This is a genomic window from Streptomyces sp. NPDC005195 (genome assembly GCF_040608315.1).
Taxonomy (GTDB): domain Bacteria; phylum Actinomycetota; class Actinomycetes; order Streptomycetales; family Streptomycetaceae; genus Streptomyces; species Streptomyces kaempferi.
Map to the genome: position 1 here is coordinate 1 of NZ_JBEXHZ010000031.1, position 19,180 is coordinate 19,180.

Genomic DNA, 19,180 nt, shown 5'->3' on the forward strand with positions numbered 1-19,180 from the left:
ATGATGCAGGCCTACGCCGAGGGCTGGGAGCTCCTGGAGAAGGTCCACTCCGTCACCGACGTACGCGAGGTCTTCCGCTCCTGGCAGGAAGGCACGGTCATCCGTTCCTGGCTGCTCGACCTCGCCGTCAACGCCCTGGACGACGACGAGCACCTCGACAAACTGCGCGGCTACGCCGACGACTCCGGCGAGGGCCGCTGGACCGTCGAGGCCGCCATCGACAACGCGGTACCGCTGCCCGCCATCACCGCGTCGCTGTTCGCCCGCTTCGCCTCCCGCCAGGACGACTCGCCGCAGATGAAGATGGTCGCGGCACTGCGCAACCAGTTCGGCGGCCACGCCGTCGAGTCCGCGGAGTAGGCCGGGCCATGGGCGACCTCATACTGGTCCGCCACGGCGAGACCGAGTGGACCCTGACGGGACAGCACACCAGCTGGACCGACCTGCCGCTCACCCGGCACGGCGAGGAACAGGCCAAGTCCCTGGCCGCGTTCTTCGCCGGGCAGTCCTTCGCGCAGGTGTTCACCAGCCCGCTCGACCGGGCGGTGCGGACCGCCGAACTCGCGGGCCTGACGGGGCTGGTGACCGACCCCGATCTGCACGAGTGGGACTACGGGAGCTACGAGGGGATCACCACGCGTGCGATCCACCGCACCCGGCCCGACTGGGTCCTGTGGGAGGACGGGGTGCCGCCCGGCCCCGACGGTCACCCCGGCGAGTCGCCGCGGGAGGTGGGGGAACGCGCCGACCGGGTCCTGTCCCGCGTGGACGCGGCACTCTGCAACCACCCCGGCGACGTGGTCCTGGTGGCCCACGCGCACTTCCTGCGGGTACTGACGGCCCGTCGGCTCGGGCTCCCGGCGGACGCAGGACGCCTGTTCCAGCTCTCGACGGGAACCGTCAGCCGGCTGTCCACCGAACACGGACATCCGGTGATCGCCGAGTGGAACGCCACCGGAACTTCCGCACCGGTCCGCTAGTTTCTACGGTGCTGTAGAAACCTAGGAGGTCTCCGGTCCGCCCGCGGGCGGACCGGACCTCTCCCAACGTATGGAGTTCTCATGGCCCTGTGGGACCGCGTCAAGGAGTCCGCGTCGACGATGCAGACCCAGCTCGTGGCGAAGAAGAACGATCTCAAGAGCGGTGCCTTCCGCGACGCGAGCATGGCGATGTGCGCGCTCGTCGCCGCGGCGGACGGCTCGGTCGATCCGTCCGAGCGGCAGCGCGTCGCCCAGCTCATCGCCACGAACGAGGTGTTGCAGAACTTCGACGCCGACGACCTGCGCCGTCGCTTCGACGACAACCTGAACAAGCTGACCGCCGACTTCGCCTTCGGCAAGGTCAGCATCCTCCAGGAGATCGCCAAGGCCAAGAAGAAGCCCGCCGAGGCACGTGCCGTCATCCAGATCGGCATCGTGATCGGCGGCGCCGACGGCGACTTCGACAAGACCGAGCAGGCCGTGGTGCGGGAGGCGTGCTTCGCGCTCGACCTGCCGCCGCACGAGTTCGACCTGTAGTTCCGCGCCGGACCCCGCCCGCGTCGCCCGCTGTGGGCCAGGGCCTGTCGTTCGGGTCGGGTGGCGCCGGCCCGCCCTGCGTCCCGCCACACGATCCGAACGACACACCTCAAGGGCGCGTGAAGTGGCTCAGGCGCCGCGTGACGACCGCTTGCGCCACTTCACGAACTCCTTCTCCGGATCACCGGTGCAGGACCAGGGCGAGCGGCTGGCGCGCGGCCCGACCATCCGGAAGATCGGACCCGCCAGGTCCGTGAGTCCGGCGTAACACGCGGCGTGCGCGAGGTAGTTGAAGTGCCGCACCTCCTCGGGTGCGGGCGGCCCCTCGGAGCGGGCGGTGAGCCAGCGCTGCCAGCTGCGCCGTACGTCGGTGACGGCCTCGTCGTGGTTCCAGTGCCGGTCGAACCCGGCGGGCGTGTCCCGCCGGCCGTTCGCCTCCTCCAGGACGGCGCGGTACTCCTCCACCCGCGCGACCTGCAGCAGGACCGGCAGCGCGGAGCCCGGCGGGGCGACGGCCGCCGCGTCCCGAGCGAAGTCGTACATGAGGTCGTGCGACCCGTGCCAGCGCGCCGAGTAGTAGCGCAGCACCTGGAGGTGTCCCTCCACGCTGTACGGATCGCGCGCGTGCAACTCGTCCCACCAGCGCCCGAGTTCCTGACGGCGCACCCCGGCGGGATAGAGCCGGGCCACGGAGATGAGACAGATCCAGGGTGTGGGGTCGTCCGGGTAGGCCTCGGCGCCCTGGAGGCAGGCCATCACGGCCTGATCGACGCGACGCCGCTCGACCGGGGCACCCCCGCCCGCCGCGCCGGCCAGGTGGAAGGCCCTGGCGACCTCGGTCGCGGCCCGCAGCACCAGGGCGTCGCCGCCGCGCGGTTCGGCGGCCAGCCAGGACTCGACCGAGGAGTTGTCCACGCAGGCGGCCGCCAGCAGCCGCATCCGGTGGCCGCGCACGGGCCACGCGGGGCCGGTGGCCCTCAGCAGGTCCCGCAGGCTCTGCCAGCGGCCGACGGCGATGTCCTGGCGTGCGGTGCTGAGGAGTGCGTCCCCGCCGTCGGGGTCGAAATCGGGGGTGAAGCGGTCTCTCGCCATGCGGTCTCTCTCAGAAGTCGGTGGGGAGACCTTCGTGGAGAAAGGACCGCTCGACCGCCGTCACCACCGTGTCGGACGAACCGAGGACTCCGCAGAGCCCTCTGCCCCTGTCGTCGTTCATGGATGCGCTGCTTCGGTTGCACGACGGCCACTGTTGTCGGCCGACGGTAGTTCCGCAGGAGGTGTTCCGCAGGTGGTGTGATGATAGCGGTGGTCTTTGGTGTTTCAATGTCAACTCGTCGGTAATATCCGTCGGATATGGCGCGGAGGGGCGGTGACCTGCCGCGTAGGCCGCGACGGCGCCCCCGGCCGCGCGCCGTGTGCCGCCCGGCCGGACCCACCGGAAGCGTTCCGCGCACCGTGACCGCGGTGGCCGCCGTCACGCTGGACGACGACGCGGCGGCGGGCCGTGCCGTGCCGGCATGATCCTCCACCCGCCGTCCAGGTCCCCGGCAGCCCCTCCCCGCAGGGGATTTGGGCGTTCCCGGGTGAACGTCACCCCGGGATACGGTTGACAGCCGACGCCGGACGGCAAGAACATCGGGCCGGGGCCGAGCGCACGAGACGGCGGGACCACCGGCCGCGACACCGCGCGACGCGACGGCGCGGCCGCACGCAGCCGCTCCGCGCACCCCGGCCGGATTCAGGGGCGGCCGGGATGCGCGGAGCTCCCGCCGGCCCTCGTCACACGAACGGCCCGGGACGCCCGGGGCGCCCCACGCGGGTCCCGGCCGGCGTCAGCGCGCGCGGGGTGCGCCGTACGCGCGCTCCACGTGCAGCCGCAGCACGAGCCGCCGGTCGCGGACCATGGCGGCCCGGTAGTCGTCCCAGTCGGGGTGCTCGCCCATCAGGTCGCGGTAGAGCCGGACGAGCTCCTCGACGGTCTCGTCGTGCGGGTCCGCGGCCACGGGCGTCAGCTCGGCGGTGCCTTCGGCGACCGTGTACGCCCAGCGGTCGTCGCTGGTCACGTGGTACGAGGCCCGCGGATCCCGGCGCAGGTTGCGCGTCTTGGCCCGGTCGTCCGTGAGGGACACCCGGATGACGTTCTCGTCGGGACTGTAGGCATGGACAACGTTCGACAGCTGGGGACGGCCGTCCCTCTTGAGGGTGGTGAGCACCCCGCCCTTGTACTCGGAGAGCAGCTCGAGCAGTGCGTCCTGCGTCGCGTCCTGGGTCATACACACCTCAACCCTCCGGGTCGGATCGTCATTCCCCGACCCGCACACGCACGGAGTAGACACTGTCTACGTCGGCTGGTAGACAGTGTCCATGAAGGAACGGGAGACAGGGCTGAAAGCCCGGCTGGTCGATGTCGGCGTCGGTCTGGTGGCCGAGGAGGGGGCACAGGCGCTGACACTGCGGGAGATCGCCCGCAGGGCGGGGGTCTCGCACGGGGCGCCGCGCCGCTACTTCCCGACCCATCTGGAACTGCTGTCGGCCATCGCACGGCGGGGCTTCGCGGACCTCGGAGCCCAGGTGACCGTGGCGGTCGGCGACGGCGGGGCGAGCCCCCGCGCACAGCTCACGGCCCTCGGGCGGGCCTACCTGGACTTCGCGCTGTCCCGACGCGGCATGTACGAGCTGATGTTCCGTCACGACCTGCTGGCGAGCGACCGGCTGGGGCTCCGGGAGACGAGCCTGCCGCTGTTCGGGGTGCTGATCGACCTGGTCGGCCGGGTGCGGCCCGGGACCGACGCACGGGTCACCGCGGGAGCCCTGTGGGCGAACCTGCACGGCATCGCCCAGCTGTGGAGCTGGGGCAGCCTCCAACTCGGCACCGGCGCGACCGACTTCGCACCCCTGCTACGGGCAGCCCTGGACGCGCATCTCGGACCGGAGGAGGCATGACGCGGCCGGGTCCGACGGTCAGCCGCCGCCTCATGATCGCGAGCAGCGTCGTCGGAGCGGGGATCGTCGCCCTGGACGGCACCGTGCTGACGGTGGCTCAGCCGTCCATGCGCCGGGATCTCGGCGCCTCTCTCGTACAGGTCCAGTGGACCAGTACCGGCTATCTCATCGCGGTGGCCTGCCTGTTGGTGTTCGCGGGGCGGCTCGGGGACCGCTACGGCCACCGGCGGGTCTTCGCCGTGGGCTCCCTCGGCTTCGGCGTGACGTCGGCGGGGATCGGCCTCGCTCCCGGCATCGGCTGGGTGATCGGACTACGGGTCGCCCAGGGGGTCTTCGGCGCGCTGCTGCAGCCCGCCACGCTCGGAATGCTGCGTGCCGTCCACCCGCCCGAACGGATCGGCCGGCCCATCGCACTGCGGGCCGGTGCCATCGGTATCGCGGCCGCCGCCGGTCCGGTCCTCGGCGGCGCGCTGGTCGGCCAGTTCGGCTGGCGGGCCGTCTTCTTCCTCAACGTGGTGCCCGCGCCGGCCCTGGGCGGGTCGGCGCTCGCCGTCCGGGAACCGGTGCGCTCCCCCGGGCCGACGGTCCGGCTCGACCTGTCCGGGGCCTGCCTGCTCGCGGTGGCCCTGGCCTGTCTGGTCCGCACACTGGTCGGGCTCCCGGGGACCGGCTGGACGGCCGGGAGCACAGCGGGGCTGGTGGTGGCCGTGCTCGTCGCGGCCGTCTTCGTACGCCACGAACGCCGTGCCGCGAACCCGCTGCTGCCGCCCGGGGTACGGGGATCCGCGACCGTCGGCGCGGCGCTGGGCATCCTGGTGGTGGCCTCCGCGGCGATGTTCGGCACGCTGTTCGCGGGCAGTTGCTTCCTGCAGGAGGTACGGGGTCTCGACCCGTTGCAGACCGGCCTGCGGGCCCTGCCCGCGGCCGTCATGATGGTGCTGGGCGCGCCCGTGTCGGCCGTCCTCATGCGCCGGTTCGGGGCGCGCCGGACGGCTCCGGCCGCGCTGTGCGTCCTCGTGGCGGGGGTCCTGCTGCTGTCGCGGCTCGACCGGGAGTCCACGGCGGTGCCCATCGGTGCCGGATTCCTCCTGCTGGGAGCCGGCTTCGCGGCCGTGATGGTCACCGCGACCACGGTCGTCGTGCGTCATGTCCGCGCGGAGTCGGCCGGGGTGGCGGGCGGTCTCCAGCAGACGGCCATGAACGTCGGGCCCACGCTGGGAGTTGCCGTCGCGACCGTGCTGATGCCCGTCGCGGACGGTGTCCGGACGGGGCCCGCTCTGACGGTTCTCGCCGCCGTGGCCGTGGCCGGGCTGCCGCTCGGCCTGCTGCTGCCGGGACGCGACGAGGTGCCGACCCGCCGGCCGGACTGCCCCGAAGCGAACGCGGGAACTCCGTACGGGACGATGAAGATGAACACGAGGCAGTCCACGAGCCGCAGTGCGGAGGAGAACGATGGGACACCTGCGACAAGAGGTCGAGCCGCATGAGGTCGGTCTCGATCCGAAGGCGCTGGCCCGGTTGGACCAGTACCTCGCCCACCTCGTCGACGGCCACCGGCTGCCCGGCTGTCTGGTGGCCGTGTCCCGGCACGGCACGGTCGCGCACCTCGCCGCACACGGATGGCGCGACCGCGCGGCCGGGCTCCCGGTCGAGACCGACACGATGTGGCGGATCTACTCGATGACGAAGCCGGTCACCTCGGTGGCCGCGCTGATGCTCCTGGAAGAGGGACACTTCCAACTGGACGATCCCATCGCCCGTTTCCTGCCGGCCTTCGCCGAACCGCGGGTGTACGTCGACGGGTCGGGGGCCGGCACACGGACCCGTCCGACCGGTCAACCCCTCACGATCCGGCACCTGTTGACCCACACCTCCGGCCTGACCTTCGGTTTCTACCACTCCCACCCGGTCGACGCGCTCTACCGCGACGCCGGTCTGGAGTCGTCGGTGGCGCCGGGCGCGGATCTGGCCGGAACCTGCGAGGTGTACGCCGGTCTGCCGCTCCAGTTCGAGCCGGGCACCGAGTGGAACTACTCGGTCTCCACCAACGTCCTGGGCCGCCTCGTCGAGGTGGTGTCCGGCCAGGACCTCGACGTCTTCCTCGCCGAGCGGATCTTCCGCCCGCTCGGGATGACGGACGCCGGATTCTGTGTCACCGACGAGCAGTCCGGCCGGCTCGCCGAGCTCTACGGGGAGGACTCCGAGGGGCGGGTCACCCCGATCGCCGGGCTGCCGCTGCACGGCCGTCCGCGCTTCCTGTCCGGGAGCGGCGGCCTGGTGGCCACCGCCCACGACTACCACCGCTTCATGGAGATGCTCCGCCGCCGCGGCGAACTCGACGGCGTCCGGCTGCTGAAGCCGGAGACGGTGGACACGATGGCGTCCAACCACCTTCCGGGAGGAGTCGACCGCCGCACCTTCGGCAGCCCGCTGCACCGCGAACCCGGCAACGCGGGACTGGGCTTCGGCCTCGGTGTCTCCGTCGTGGTGGACCCAGGGATCACCCGGTCCCCCTCCAGCGAGGGCGCGTTCGGCTGGAGCGGGGTGGCCGGAACGACCTTCTGGGTCGACCCGCACCGGGACATGACCGTGCAGTTCTTCACCCAGGTCCGCCCGGCGGGGTCCCACGCGCACTTCCCCGAGCTGAAGCGGCTCGTGCACGAGGCCGTGCAGGACTGATCCGGCCCACCCGGTCCGCGGACGCGACGCGCAGGGGGCTGGTGCCCGAGGAGGGTGACGCGGCCCGGGTACAGATCCCGGACCGCTTCGCCGACCGCCGGTCCGTGCGGGGAGCCGTGGCCCGGGAACCACGTCGCGTACGGGCGGCGTGTGCACGAACGCGCCTCGCCGATCAGCGCGTTGTGGTCCGGCGTGCTCTCGTGGGGGCCCGCCCGGCCACCCGTGCGGCGCGGGCCAGGTGGCAGGCGATGCCCGTGCCGATCACGCCACCGCCGATGACCACGACCTGAGCGGCAGCCTTCACCGCCGTGCCCGGCGGGCACGGGCCGCGTCGATCACGGCCCAGGCTGCCGCGGCGTCCTGGATGCCGAGCCCGACGCTGTTGTAGAGGACGACGTCGTCCGGGCCGGTGCGGGCCGTCCGGACGCCGGTCAGGACGCCGCCGAGCGGGATCAGGTCGTCCGGCGCGAGGATTCCCCTGGCCAGCGCCTCGACCACCGGTCCGGCGTGTTCCGCCGCCGTCACCGGGTCGTCGACGACCACGGCCGCGGCCCGCCGGACCACCTCGGCGTCGACCTCGCTGCGGGTGGGCTCGAACGACCCCACGCTGACGACCGTGCACCCCGGTGCCAGCCACTCACCCCGTACGACGGGCGTGCTGCTGAGCGTGCAGGCCGCGACCATCGACGCTCCGGCGACCGCCTCCTCCGCGGAAGCGACCGCCTCGACGGCGACGCCGAGTTCCGCGGCGAGCCGCCGGGCCGCGTCCGCCCGTCGGCCGGGATGCGGGCTCCACACCCGTACGGACCGCAGTTCCCGTACCCGGGCGACGGCCCGCGCGTGGGCGAGCGCCTGGGTGCCGGAGCCCAGCAGGCCGAGCTCCGCGCTGTCCGCGGTGGCGAGCGCGTCAAGGGCGACAGCGCTGGCGGCGGCGGTGCGCAGGGTGGTGACCGCCGTGCCGTCCATGACCGCCGCGAGCCGGCCGGTCACCGGATCGAGCGCGTTGATCACGGCGTGGACGGTCGGCAGCCCGGCCCCGGCGTTGCCCGGGTTGACGCTGCCGAACTTGGCGACGGCCCCGGTGTCCGCGGACAGCCGCGCCAGGTAGGCGAAGACGACGCTGTCGTCGAAGCGACTGGGGTGCATGATCTTGCCGGGGAGCTCGGCGGTGCCGTCACCGAGCGCGGTGAACGCCGCGCGCTGCGAGGCGATCGCCGTGTCGGTGTCCAGCAGCTCCACGACCTGCTCACGGGACAGATACAGCGGTCCGGCGTCGTCTTCCGTCATTCCTCAGTGATAGCCGCTTTCGCCGTTCCGCAAAAGATCTCCTTCGTCCAGTCTCCGCCGTCCAGGTGAGGGAGGAAGTGATCGAGGCGCTCCCGCTTGGTGAGCAGGTAGCCGAGGTTCTCCTCGCACGGCGGTATCAGCAGCGGGACCTGCTCGGCGACCCTGATGCCGTTGCGCTGCAGCGACTCACGCTTGCGCGGGTTGTTCGAGAGCAGACGCACCGACCGTACGCCGAGGTCGTGCAGCATGTTCGCGGCCACCCGGTAGTCACGGGCGTCGACCGGAAGGCCGAGCGCGACGTTCGCCTCCACGGTGTCGAGGCCCTCCGACTGGAGCTTCATCGCCTGCAGTTTGGCGAGCAGGCCGATACCGCGCCCCTCGTGGCCCCGGAGGTAGACGAGGACGCCGCGTCCCTCCGCGGCGATGGCGCGCAGCGCCGCGGCGAGCTGGTCGCCGCACTCGCAGTGCGTGGAGCCGAAGGCGTCCCCGGTGAGGCACTCGGAATGGAGCCGGGTGAGGACACCCTCCTTAGCCGCGTCACTGCCACCGCCGTCGAGATCGCCGACTTCCCCGTGGACCAGGACCACTTGCTCCTCTCCGCGGTCGTGGTCCAGGTAGCCGACGGCCTGGAAATTGCCGTACACGGTGGGCAGAGGGGCAATCACGACTCGTTCGACACCAGAGCGGCGCGCGGTCTCGGCAAGTACTGCGAAGTCATCTGTCATGATCTGGTTCCTAAGCAGAGTCGAAAGAAGAGTCGAAAGGCCGTGCAACATGAGTGGTTCGGGAACGCGTTCGGCGGTGTCGGGTCTGTTGCCGGCGGACACCACGGAGGATGTGCGCGAGCGGGGGGCCGGTGTCGCCCGTGAGGTCGCGGTGCTTCCCGTGGGGAGCTTCGAACAGCACGGGGCGTTCCTTCCGCTGGCGACGGACACGCTGGTCGCCTGCGCCATCGCCCGTGAGATCGCCGCCGCCCATCCGGTCCATCTCCTTCCTCCGTTGACGATCTCCTGCTCGCACGAGCACGCCGCGTGGCCCGGGACCGTCAGCATTTCCGCCGTCACGCTCTACGCGGTGGTGCGGGACATAGCCGAATCGCTCCGCCGCTCGGGTGTGGACACCCTGGTACTGGTCAACGGACACGGCGGGAATTACGTGCTGGGCAATGCCGTCCAGGAATCCGCGGGCAGTGGTACGCGTATGGCGCTTTTCCCGGCCGCCGAGGACTGGGAGGCCGCGCTCGAACGGGCCGGTGTGGAGACCTCGTTGCTCACCGATATGCACGCGGGGGAAATCGAGACCTCCCTTCTTCTGCACAGTCACCCGGAATTGATCCGGCCCGGTTACGAGACCTCCGACTTCGTCGCGGACGACCGGCGTCATCTGCTCACCCTCGGAATGTCCGGCTATACCGAGTCCGGCGTCATCGGCCGCCCTTCGAGGGCCTCCGCCGAGAAGGGCGAGGCGCTCCTGGCGGGGCTGACCGAGGCCTTCGGGGCGTACTTCTCGTTGCTGACGGAGAAGGCACCGCCCTCGGCGGGGACGGGTTCCCCGGCGGTCGCTGAATCCCGGCATTGATCCTGCCCTCCCGTGTTCTCCTCCCGCGGGCGTCGCAGCGCCGCGAACCAGCGGACGAACAGGACCACGACACCGGGCAGGGCGGCGGCGAAGCTGAGCACCCCGTAGATCACGGCGACGCTCAGACCCATGCCGGCGCCCAGTCCGGCGGCACCGAAGGCCCACGCCATGACGCCTTCCCTGGGACCCCAGCCGCCGACGTTGAGCGGCAGGCCCATGGCGAGCAGGGCGAGCAGGGCCAGCGGCAGCAACTCGGCCACGGACGCGGTGGATCCGGCGACGCGGGCGGCGATCAGGAACATGGCCAGGTGTCCGGCCAGCACCACGACCGACGAGATGAGCACACCCGGCCAGTTGCCGCGGGCCAGCAGCGCGCCGCGCGCCTCGGTGAGCGCGGCGCGGACGGCTTTGTACCGGCGGGAAGGGGTGGCCGGCCCGGCTCTGCGGACCGCGAGCACCGCCACCGCCGAGCACACCGAGACGATCGCCAGGACGAGAGCCAGCCGGCGGGCGTCCGCGAGGACCGGTGACGGCTGGGTGAGCAGGACCGCGGCTCCCACGGCGACCAGGACCGCCTGTCCGGCGGTCCGTTCGAGGACCACCGCGCGCACACCGCGTCCGATGTCCCCCGTGCTCTGACCGTGCCGTACGGCGCGGTGCACGTCGCCGAGCACACCACCGGGCAGCGCCGCGTTCAGGAACAGCGCGCGGTAGTAGTCGGCGACGGCGCCGGCCAGCGGCAGCCGGATCCGCAGCACCCGGGCCACCAGGCACCAGCGCCAGGCGCTGAACACCGTGGTGAGCAGGCCCAGGCCGACCCCGGCCAGCAGGGTCGTGGCGTCGATCCGCCGCAGCCCGTCCAGGAAGACGCCGGTGCCGAGCCGCCAGAGCAGCACGCCGAGGATGGCGGTGCCGGCGACGGTGCCGAAGTGGGTGCGCAGGCCGCGGGAGCCGAGCAGTGCGCGCAGGGCGCCCGCCGGGCGCCGGCCGTCGGCCGTCGGAGCCGGGTCGCCCTGCCCGGGCGCACGGTCGGCACCGGGACCGGCCGGCGTCAGGTCGCCTGCCGCGTCCGCCGTGGACGGCAGCGCGGTGGCGTGGTCGGCCGGCGGACGTGTCGTGGCGACGGCGGTGGAGCGCGTCCCGCCCGTCTCGGTGTCGGTACGGGCCGTGTCCGTCGTCCTGTCCGTCGTCCCCTGGGCCCCGGGCACATCCGTGGCGGGGCGCCGCTGGGCCGGGGCGGCTCCGCCCCGGATCCGCAGGGCGAGGCGCCTGCCGGGGGCGGCGACCGGGCCGGCGTCCACGCCGACCGCTTCCACGCCCGCGCTCACTTCGCACCGCCCGTCGGCCGCGGCAGCGCCAGGACGTCGCTGTGGTGCACGACCACACGCAACTCGCCCGCCGCGCAGGCCGCCACACGGGACCGCAGGTACGATTCCGCACGCTCCGCCAGCTCGGGCCGCTGCTCGACGGCCGCACCGACCCAGCCGCGCAGCCACTCCTCGGTGAGCGCGGCCTCGTCGGGCCCGAGCCGCCAGGGACTCGGATGCACCCGGACGGTCGCGCCGTGCCGGTCGAAGGCCTCGCAGGCCGCCGTGATCGCGTCCGGGCCGAGCAGGTCCCCGCGCCGCTGGTGGGCGTTGAACGCCTCGGCGAACTCGGCGTCCAGCGGGTCGCCGGGCGCGAACTCGACGCGGCCCGCGACGGAGAGGGTCAGCAGGGCCGGGACCCCGGCCTCCGCGCAGGCCGCCGCGAGCCGGTCGGTCTCCTCGCGGGTCAGCACGTCCAGCAGGGCGGACGCCGTCACCAGCGAGGCCCCGGTCAGGGCGTCGGCGGTCAGCCGGCTGATGTCGCCGCGCTGGGTGGTGACCGTGACCCCGCTGCCGTCGGCGGCCGCGCTGGGCGAGCCCACCGTCGCGAAGTGCAGCAGATACGGGTCCCGGTCGTGCAGGACCCAGTGCTGGGCGCCGTCGAGACGCGGGGCGAGCCAGCGGCCCATGGAACCGGTGCCGCAGCCGAGGTCGTGAATCACCAGGTCGCCGCCGCGCCGGGGCATGTTGGCCAGCCGGATGCGCAGCGGGTCGAGCAGGTCGGCCGCCCGTGCCGCGGCGTCGGCGCCCTCCCGCAACTGGAGCCACTGGGGGGCGTAACGGGGCATGTCGTCGTCGGGCGTGTCCGCGCGCCGCCCCGGAGCGCCCGAACCGCTCGTGGTGGGACCGGCCCCGGGAACGACCCGCTTCGCGTCCTGGTCCCCGGCTCCGGTCCCGGACTGCGTCACATCCTGGCCCGCCGTTCCGGTCCCGGCCGTACGCGGCGCCCCCTGCCCGGGAGCGTCCGACCCGGTCGCCGTCATCCTCATGCCACCCTCCGGGGTTCCTGCGGAAGCCGTGCCAGCACGCCCGCCAGGCTGCGGGCCGTGGCGGCCCAGCCGTCCAGCGCGGCGCGCCGGCCGCGGGCGGCGGCCTTCAGCCGGCGGCGCACATCGGCCTCGCCGAACCAGCCGCGCAGCTCGACGGCCAGGGCGGCCGGGTTCTCCGGGGGGACGAGGATGCCGGGCACCCCGCCGTCGGGCGCGCGCCCGACCGCTTCGGGCAGGCCGCCGACATCCGTCGCCAGCACGGGAATGCCCCGGGCGAGCGCCTCGGTGACGGCCATGCCGTACGTCTCGGCGTACGAGGTGAGGACCATGAGGTCGGCCGCGGCGTAGCTGGCGTCGAGTTCCGCGCCCGCCTGCGGTCCGGCGAGGTGCAGCCGGTCGCCGAGGCCGTACTTCTCGATCAGGCCGCGCAGTTGGGCGACGTACGCCGGGTCCTGGGTGAGTCCGCCGACGCAGACGCAGCTCCAGGGCAGGTCGGTGACGGTGGCGAGGGCCTCGATCAGCCGGTGCTGGCCCTTGCGCGGAGTGACCGCCGCCACGCACAGCAGCCGCGAGACGCCGTCGGTGCCGGAGGCGAGCGGGGCGATGTCGGCACCGGGGGCGGCGACATGCACGCGGTCGGGGGCGAGTCCGTGGTGGGCGACGAGCCGGCGGACCGCCCAGTCGCTGGTGGCGACGACGGCGTCCACGGCCCGCAGGGTCGTGCGTTCCCGCGCGTCCAGGTCCGCGGCCACGGCCGGTGCGAGGCCGGTCTCGTCACCGAGGGGCAGATGCACCAGGACGACCATGCGCAGCCGTTCGGCCTCGGGGACGATGATCTCGGGGACTCCGCAGGCGACGATGCCGTCGAGGAGGACGATCGTGTCGTCCGCCAGCTCGGCCAGGGTGCGGGCGAGTTCCGTACGGGCCGCGGTCGCGGGCCGCGGCCAGTCGCCCGGGACGGCGTGCCGGTGGACCTGCCAGCCGAAGCCGGGAAGGTCCAGGCACAGCCGCCGGTCGTAGGCGTTGCCGCCGCTGGGCGCGGACGCGTCGTCGACGCTGCCCGGCATCACGAAGTGCACAGAGCGCAGGGACATGGGGATGATCGCCGCATTCTTGAGAGCGGTGTGCTGGACGGGCACGTAGTTCAGGCGCGACTGGTCGCTGTCCGCGGCCGGCCGGCCGATGGTCGTGTCGGTCACAGGGCACGCTCGTAACTCGCCCACGCGATGTGTGATTCGTGCAGGGTGACCGTGATGCCGGAGAGGCCGTGCGCGCCTTCGCCCAGCGCCCCGGCGTGCACACGCTCGGCGAGACGGTCGGCGACGACCTTGGCGAGGAACTCCGTCGAGGTGTTCGTGTTCTTGAAGTCCGGCTCGTTGTCGAGGTTGCGGTAGTTCAACGCGCTCACGACGGCGCCGAGTTCCTGGGTGGCCAGACCGATGTCGACGACGATGTTGTCCTCGTCGAGTTCGGCTCGGCGAAACGTGGCGTCCACCAGGAACGTCGCTCCGTGCAGGCGTTGCGCGGGGCCGAAGACCTCGCCACGGAAGCTGTGGGCGATCATCAGGTGATCGCGGACGGTGATGCTGAACAACGGACGACCCTCCAGGTGCGGCACGTCTGATCCCCTGCCGGGACCATGTCGTGTAGTACGGCTGCCCCGTTCTCCTTGTTCAGTCGCCTGTTCCCCTTTCTTCGCAGTCTTCGGAGGTCAGACCGGTCGCCCGGTGCTCAGACTCCGTCGTAGACGACGCGATGGCACAACCCCGGTATCGATCCGGAGGCGAGTTTCGCCATCACGCCGGGCAGTTCCGCGAAGTCGCACTCCCCGGTGACGAGAGCGTCGAAGGCGGGCTCGGCGAGCAGTTCGAGGGCGAGCGCGAGGCGGTCGGCGTACGTCCGGCCGGGCCGGGCCGCCGGTGAAACGGAACCCACCTGGCTGCTGCGCACGACCAGGCGCCGCGAGTGGAAGGCCTCCCCCAGCGGCAGGCTGACCCGCCGGTCGCCGTACCAGCTCATCTCGAGGACGGTCCCCTCGCGGGCGAGGAGTTCCAGCGCCCGGGTGAGTCCGGCCTCGGTGGCGCTGGCGTGCACGACGAGGTCGCACTCACCGGCGGCTTCCGCGGGCAGTGCGAAGTCGACGCCCAGGGCCCGGGCGATGCCGGCGCGCGCGGGATCGGCGTCGACGAGCTGCACCCGTACGCCCGGGAAGCGGGCCAGGAGGGCGGCGACGGAGCAGCCGACCATGCCTCCGCCCACGACCGCGATCCGGTCCCCGACCAGCGGAGCGGCGTCCCACAGGGCGTTCACCGCGGTCTCCACCGTCCCGGCGAGGACGGCACGGGCCGCGGGCACCGCATCCGGTACGACCGTCACGGCGCCGGCCGGGACGACGTAGCGGGTCTGGTGCGGATACAGGCAGAACACGGTCCTGCCCAGCAGGCCCGCCGGGCCTTCCTCCACTTGGCCGACGCTCAGATAGCCGTATTTCACCGGTGCGGGGAAATCCCCGTCCTGGAACGGTGCACGCATCGAAGCATGCTGACTTTCCGGCACGCCGCCACGGAAGACGAGGGACTCGGTGCCCCGGCTGACTCCGGAGTAGAGCGTGCGCACCAGCACCTCACCCTCCGCGGGCGCCGACAGGGCCACCTCGCGTATCTCGCCGTGGCCGGGCGAGCCCAGCCAGAAGGCGCGAGCTGTGAGTTCCATGAGCGTCCCCCTGAACGATCGAGCAGATCTTCACGTACGGAGCGGTGACAAGCCGCGCACAGTACGCGGCGTTGATCGACTCTGTCATATGGCCGGAGGATGTGCGGTGGCCCTGAACAACACGTACGACGCTAGGCTCCTGGCCCAGGAGACCACGGTGGGAGCGGGTGTGCAGCTCCTGGTGCTGGCTCTGCTGGGGACGGCGATCGGGATGGGGCCCGCGGGCTGGCTGACCGGCCTGGCCTTCGCGATCGCCACCTGGGCGGTCCTGACCCGAGCCCTGCGCCGTTCACGGCCCCGCTCCTTCGGACCGGCCAATCGGGTGACTCTCGGCCGCGCGATCCTGGTCGGCGGCGTCACCGCGCTGGTCGCGGACTCCTTCCAGAGCTCGCCCCCGGTCTCCCTGCTCGTCGGTCTCACGGCGGTCGCCCTGATCCTCGACGGGGTCGACGGCAAGGTCGCCCGCCGCACCGGCACCTCGACCGCCCTGGGCGCCCGTTTCGACATGGAGGTCGACGCCTTCCTGATCCTCGTGCTCAGCGTGTACGTCTCGATGTCGCTCGGCCCCTGGGTGCTGCTGATAGGCACCATGAGGTACGTGTTCGTGGCGGCCGCCCGGGTCCTTCCCTGGCTGAACGCGGCGCTGCCGCACAGCATGGCCCGCAAGACCGTGGCGGCCCTTCAGGGAATCGTGCTGCTCGTCGCCGGCGCCGGGATCCTGCCCCGCGAGGGGGACGCGGCCGCCGTACTGCTGGCGCTCGTCCTGCTGGTCTGGTCGTTCGGCCGCGACATCGTGTGGCTGTGCCGCCACCGCCACCACCACGCGCAGGAGCTGCCGCGGAGTGTCCGCGAGCTCGCCGAGGTGGGCTGACGCAAGAGGACCGGGACGGCCGAGGGGCCGTCCCCGCGCAACCGGTACGGCGGTGAGCCGTCGTACGTGAGCCGGCGCAAGGCGGACGATCAAGCCCGCGCGGGCGAACGCGCCGGAGGCCGCCCCCCACTTGTGGGCCCGCGGCTGCGAACCGGCCGCATCCGGACTCGTCCTCTCCCCCGTCGCGTCCCGGACTGAACCGGACTGAACCGCACCGGACTGAACCGCACCGGACCGGACCGGCGTATCGCTGGACCCGGCCGCCGGCACCCTGTCGCACACGGGACGCGTCGACGAGACACGTCCACGAAGCGCGCCCCCAGGGCGTGTCACCCCGGACGGACGCGCTTGCCGTGCGGGACGCCACCGGGCGCGATCCGCCCGGCGCCCCGCTCCGTGCCGGGTCTGTCACGGAGCGCGGTACAACCGCGAGGCCCTGGACGTACACTTCAAGGGCAAGTCCCTCGCCGACGTCCTGTCCACGACCCTCGGGGTATGCCCGGACTCTTCGCACGGACTCTTCGCGGAGCGCGCGATCGTCCTCCAGCACCTCAGGACGCTCCATCACGTCGGACCGGGGTACGGGAAACCCGGTCGGCCCGCCACGACGCTCCCTGTCCTCGACGAGCCGGCCACGGTCTGCACCACGACGACGTACGCCACCCAGCCGCAGTCCCGCGCCGGGCAGTTCCTCCGACCGCTTCCGGACAGGAGTTGAGGGCCATGGAGACGGACTCCCAGGTGTGGGACCCGGAGCCGCCCCGGCCCGTCGCGCACGTGGAGGAGGACGACGACGCCCCCGGCCCCCGGCTCACCTCCTCCGGTGCCTCGGTCGATCAGGTACGCGACTACCTCAAGCAGATCGCCCGGGTCCCCCTGCTGGGCGCCGCGCAGGAGGTGGATCTGGCGAAGCGGATCGAGGCGGGACTGTTCGCCGATCGCAGGCTCCAGGAGGAGCCGGGTATCGACCCGGAGTTCCGGCGGGAGCTGGAGATCCTGGCCGCGGACGGACACCGGGCGAAGTCCCATCTCGTCGAGGCGAACCTGCGCCTCGTCGTCTCCATCGCCAAGCGCTACAGCAGGCGCGGGATGCTGTTCCTGGACCTCGTGCAGGAGGGCAACACGGGTCTCATCCGCGCGGTGGAGAAGTTCGACTACGCCAGAGGGTTCAAGTTCTCGACCTATGCGACCTGGTGGATCCGGCAGGCGATCTCACGGGCGCTGGCGGACCAGAGCCGGACCATCCGCATTCCCGTCCACATGGTCGAGGTCATCAACAGAATGGCCAAGGTCCGCCGGGAGATCATCCAGGACACGGGAGCCGATCCGACCCAGGAGGAACTGGCGAGGAAGCTGGACGTGCCGGTGGAGAAGATCACCGAGATCGAGAACTACACCAAGGAGCCGGTCTCCCTCCACACCCCCCTCGGTGAGGAAGGCGGCACCGAACTGGGTGACGTACTGGAGGACAGCGAGACCATCTCCCCGGCGGACATGGTCACCTTCCTGCTCCTCAAGGACGCCATCCAGGCCGTCCTGGCGAACATGACCGCGCGCGAGGCCGGGATCATCACGCTGCGCTACGGCCTCATGGACGGGCAGGCCCGGACGCTGGAGGAGATAGGGCAGGTGTACGGGGTGACACGCGAGCGCATCCGCCAGATCGAGTCCAAGACGATGTCCAAACTGCGCCACCCCTCACGCTCCGAGGCTCTCCGGGACTACCTCGACGTCAGCTGACCCCCGCGCAGACCTCCTGGCCGACATGGCCGTTCGCCGGCTTCCGTACCCCGGCCACGGGGTCCGGGTCGGGCACGATCCGCGCGATGCCCGGGCACCTCATGACGCCACCCGGTCGGCCGTCGCCTCGGCGTCGGGACGGGTGAGGCCCAGGTGGTCGCGGAGAGTGGTGCCCTCGTACTCCGTACGGAACACGCCGCGCTCCTGGAGCAGCGGGACCACGGTGTCGGCGAAGGTGTCGAGGCCGCCGGGGGTGATGTGGGGGACGAGGATGAAGCCGTCGGCGGCGTCGGCCTGGACGAAGTCGTTGATCGTCGCGGCGACGGTGGCCGGGGAACCGACGAACGCCTGCCGGTTGCCGGTCTCGATGACGAGGTCCCGGATCGACCACTTGTTGGCGGCGGCCCGCTCCCTCCACTCCCGGGCGGTGGCCGGCGGATCCCGGTACATCCGGACCTGCGCGCGCCCGCGGGCGACGGTGTGCTCGCCGGGGTCGGGGTCGATGTCGGGAAGCGGACCGTCCGGGTCGTACGCGGACAGGTCGCGGTTCCAGACGAACTCGAGGTGTTTGATCGCCGTGGCGCCGCTGACCTGCCGACGGCGCACCTCGCGGGAGAGTTCCTCCGCCTCGGCGTCCGTGTCCCCGAGGACGAAGGTCGCGGCGGGCAGGATCAGCAACTGGTCGCGCGTACGGCCGTGGCGGGCCAGCCGGCGCTTGACGTCCGTGTAGAAGGCCCGGCCCTCCTCGAGGGTGGCGTACCTGCTGAAGATCGCGTCGGCGTCCGCGGCGGCGAACTCGCGGCCCTCCTCGGAGTCCCCGGCCTGGAAGACGACGGGGCGCCCCTGTGGGCTGCGCGGGACGTTGAACCGCCCCTGGATGTCGAAGTGCCGGCCCTGGTGCACGAAGGCTCCGGCCCCGGCGTCGCGCAGGAAGGTTCCGGTCTCCTGGTCGGCGACGATCTCGTCCCCGTGCCAGGAGTCGAAGAGTTCGTTCGCGGTGGCCAGGAACTCCCTGGCCCGGGAGTAGCGCTCGTCCTGCGGGAGGAACCCGCCGCGGCGGAAGTTCTCGCCGGTGAAGGCGTCCCAGGAGGTGACGACGTTCCAGGCGGCACGTCCGCCGGAGAGGTGGTCGAGGCTGGCGAACTGGCGGGCGACCTCGTAGGGCTCGTTGAAGGTGGAGTTGATGGTGCCCGTCAGGCCCAGGTGTTCGGTGACGGCGGCGAGCGCGGCCAGGACCGTGAAGGTGTCGGGGCGTCCGACCACGTCCAAGTCATATATATGTCCGCCCTGTTCACGCAGACGCAGGCCCTCGGCGAGGAAGAGGAAGTCGAACCTGGCGCGTTCGGCGGTCCGCGCGAAGTGCGCGAACGAGCTGAACTCGATGTGGCTGCCGGCCTCCGGGGCGCTCCAGACGGTGGTGTTGTTGACGCCGGGGAAGTGCGCCGCGAGGTGGATCCGCTTGAGGGGCTTGTCCTGTGTCGTGTTCATGAGTGGGTCCCT

The 19,180-nt window shown here is 72.2% G+C and carries 17 protein-coding genes and 3 pseudogenes; 9 read left to right on the forward strand and 11 right to left on the reverse strand.

Annotated elements, in window-relative coordinates:
- The 3 genes and pseudogenes from ABZV34_RS26115 to ABZV34_RS26125 all read left to right on the forward strand — a co-directional run.
- Positions 1–360 (forward strand): annotated as a pseudogene (locus ABZV34_RS26115) (6-phosphogluconate dehydrogenase); the annotation flags it as partial.
- Between the two features lie 8 nt (positions 361–368).
- Positions 369–980: a histidine phosphatase family protein gene (locus tag ABZV34_RS26120; RefSeq protein ID WP_356281273.1), complete on the forward strand. Its 612-nt coding sequence runs from the start codon at positions 369–371 to the stop codon at positions 978–980.
- An 81-nt stretch (positions 981–1,061) separates the two neighbouring features.
- On the forward strand, positions 1,062–1,517 hold the full coding sequence (locus tag ABZV34_RS26125; protein ID WP_356281276.1) for a TerB family tellurite resistance protein: 456 nt from the start codon (positions 1,062–1,064) through the stop codon (positions 1,515–1,517).
- 129 nt (positions 1,518–1,646) lie between these two features.
- Here the strand turns inward: ABZV34_RS26125 and ABZV34_RS26130 are convergent, their stop codons facing one another.
- Together ABZV34_RS26130 and ABZV34_RS26135 are read right to left on the reverse strand one after the other, a co-directional pair.
- A complete protein-coding gene (locus ABZV34_RS26130; protein WP_356281279.1) occupies positions 1,647–2,609 on the reverse strand; it encodes a hypothetical protein in 963 nt (320 codons plus the stop codon).
- 737 nt (positions 2,610–3,346) lie between these two features.
- Entirely contained in the window at positions 3,347–3,787 is a 441-nt protein-coding gene (locus tag ABZV34_RS26135; RefSeq protein WP_356281282.1) for a PPOX class F420-dependent oxidoreductase, read from the reverse strand.
- Between the two features lie 91 nt (positions 3,788–3,878).
- Between ABZV34_RS26135 and ABZV34_RS26140 the strand changes: the two genes are divergently transcribed.
- From ABZV34_RS26140 to ABZV34_RS26150, 3 genes are read left to right on the forward strand one after another with little or no spacing between them, the layout of a single operon-like run.
- Complete coding sequence (locus tag ABZV34_RS26140) at positions 3,879–4,457, forward strand: TetR/AcrR family transcriptional regulator (protein ID WP_356281284.1); 579 nt, start codon at positions 3,879–3,881, stop codon at positions 4,455–4,457.
- Complete coding sequence (locus ABZV34_RS26145) at positions 4,454–5,944, forward strand: MFS transporter (protein WP_356281287.1); 1,491 nt, start codon at positions 4,454–4,456, stop codon at positions 5,942–5,944. The genes ABZV34_RS26140 and ABZV34_RS26145 overlap by 4 nt, the downstream gene beginning before the upstream one ends.
- Positions 5,910–7,136, forward strand: coding sequence for a serine hydrolase domain-containing protein (locus tag ABZV34_RS26150; protein ID WP_356281289.1), 1,227 nt, complete (start codon positions 5,910–5,912; stop codon positions 7,134–7,136). Before ABZV34_RS26145 ends, ABZV34_RS26150 begins: the two co-directional genes overlap by 35 nt.
- Positions 7,137–7,192: 56 nt before the next feature.
- Here the strand turns inward: ABZV34_RS26150 and ABZV34_RS26155 are convergent.
- The 3 genes and pseudogenes from ABZV34_RS26155 to ribA form a co-directional block, all read right to left on the reverse strand.
- Positions 7,193–7,366 (reverse strand): annotated as a pseudogene (locus ABZV34_RS26155) (sarcosine oxidase subunit beta); the annotation flags it as partial.
- 70 nt (positions 7,367–7,436) lie between these two features.
- Positions 7,437–8,423, reverse strand: a complete 987-nt coding sequence (locus ABZV34_RS26160; protein ID WP_356281292.1) for an ornithine cyclodeaminase family protein — start codon at positions 8,421–8,423, stop codon at positions 7,437–7,439.
- The gene (gene ribA / locus ABZV34_RS26165) at positions 8,420–9,148 is read right to left on the reverse strand and encodes a GTP cyclohydrolase II (RefSeq protein WP_356281295.1); all 729 of its coding nucleotides are present in this window, start codon (positions 9,146–9,148) and stop codon (positions 8,420–8,422) included. Before ribA ends, ABZV34_RS26160 begins: the two co-directional genes overlap by 4 nt.
- A 49-nt stretch (positions 9,149–9,197) precedes the next feature.
- Here ribA and ABZV34_RS26170 point away from each other — a divergent pair, with 49 nt between their 5' ends.
- Positions 9,198–10,001 (forward strand): creatininase family protein, encoded by an 804-nt coding sequence (locus ABZV34_RS26170; RefSeq protein WP_356281298.1) that lies wholly within the window; start codon positions 9,198–9,200, stop codon positions 9,999–10,001.
- A 137-nt stretch (positions 10,002–10,138) separates the two neighbouring features.
- On the opposite strand, the pseudogene ABZV34_RS26175 reads toward ABZV34_RS26170, so the two are convergent.
- From ABZV34_RS26175 to ABZV34_RS26195, 5 genes and pseudogenes are all read right to left on the reverse strand, one after another.
- Positions 10,139–11,329, reverse strand: a pseudogene (locus tag ABZV34_RS26175) (lysylphosphatidylglycerol synthase transmembrane domain-containing protein); the annotation flags it as partial.
- Complete coding sequence (locus tag ABZV34_RS26180) at positions 11,326–12,351, reverse strand: class I SAM-dependent methyltransferase (protein WP_356281301.1); 1,026 nt, start codon at positions 12,349–12,351, stop codon at positions 11,326–11,328. The gene ABZV34_RS26180 and the pseudogene ABZV34_RS26175, both read right to left, overlap by 4 nt.
- 2 nt (positions 12,352–12,353) lie before the next feature.
- Positions 12,354–13,556 (reverse strand): glycosyltransferase family 4 protein, encoded by a 1,203-nt coding sequence (locus ABZV34_RS26185; protein ID WP_356281304.1) that lies wholly within the window; start codon positions 13,554–13,556, stop codon positions 12,354–12,356.
- Complete coding sequence (locus tag ABZV34_RS26190) at positions 13,553–13,951, reverse strand: 6-carboxytetrahydropterin synthase (RefSeq protein ID WP_356281307.1); 399 nt, start codon at positions 13,949–13,951, stop codon at positions 13,553–13,555. The genes ABZV34_RS26185 and ABZV34_RS26190 overlap by 4 nt, the downstream gene beginning before the upstream one ends.
- Positions 13,952–14,088: 137 nt before the next feature.
- Positions 14,089–15,069, reverse strand: coding sequence for a zinc-binding alcohol dehydrogenase (locus ABZV34_RS26195; RefSeq protein ID WP_356281309.1), 981 nt, complete (start codon positions 15,067–15,069; stop codon positions 14,089–14,091).
- 106 nt (positions 15,070–15,175) lie between these two features.
- Here ABZV34_RS26195 and ABZV34_RS26200 point away from each other — a divergent pair, with 106 nt between their 5' ends.
- Positions 15,176–15,940 (forward strand): CDP-alcohol phosphatidyltransferase family protein, encoded by a 765-nt coding sequence (locus ABZV34_RS26200; protein WP_356281312.1) that lies wholly within the window; start codon positions 15,176–15,178, stop codon positions 15,938–15,940.
- 723 nt (positions 15,941–16,663) lie between these two features.
- Positions 16,664–17,680, forward strand: a complete 1,017-nt coding sequence (locus ABZV34_RS26205) for an RNA polymerase sigma factor (protein WP_356281315.1) — start codon at positions 16,664–16,666, stop codon at positions 17,678–17,680.
- Positions 17,681–17,779: 99 nt separating this feature from the next.
- Here ABZV34_RS26205 and ABZV34_RS26210 read toward each other — a convergent pair whose 3' ends face one another.
- Positions 17,780–19,168 (reverse strand): NtaA/DmoA family FMN-dependent monooxygenase, encoded by a 1,389-nt coding sequence (locus ABZV34_RS26210; protein WP_356281318.1) that lies wholly within the window; start codon positions 19,166–19,168, stop codon positions 17,780–17,782.
- Between the last annotated feature and the right edge of the window lie 12 nt (positions 19,169–19,180).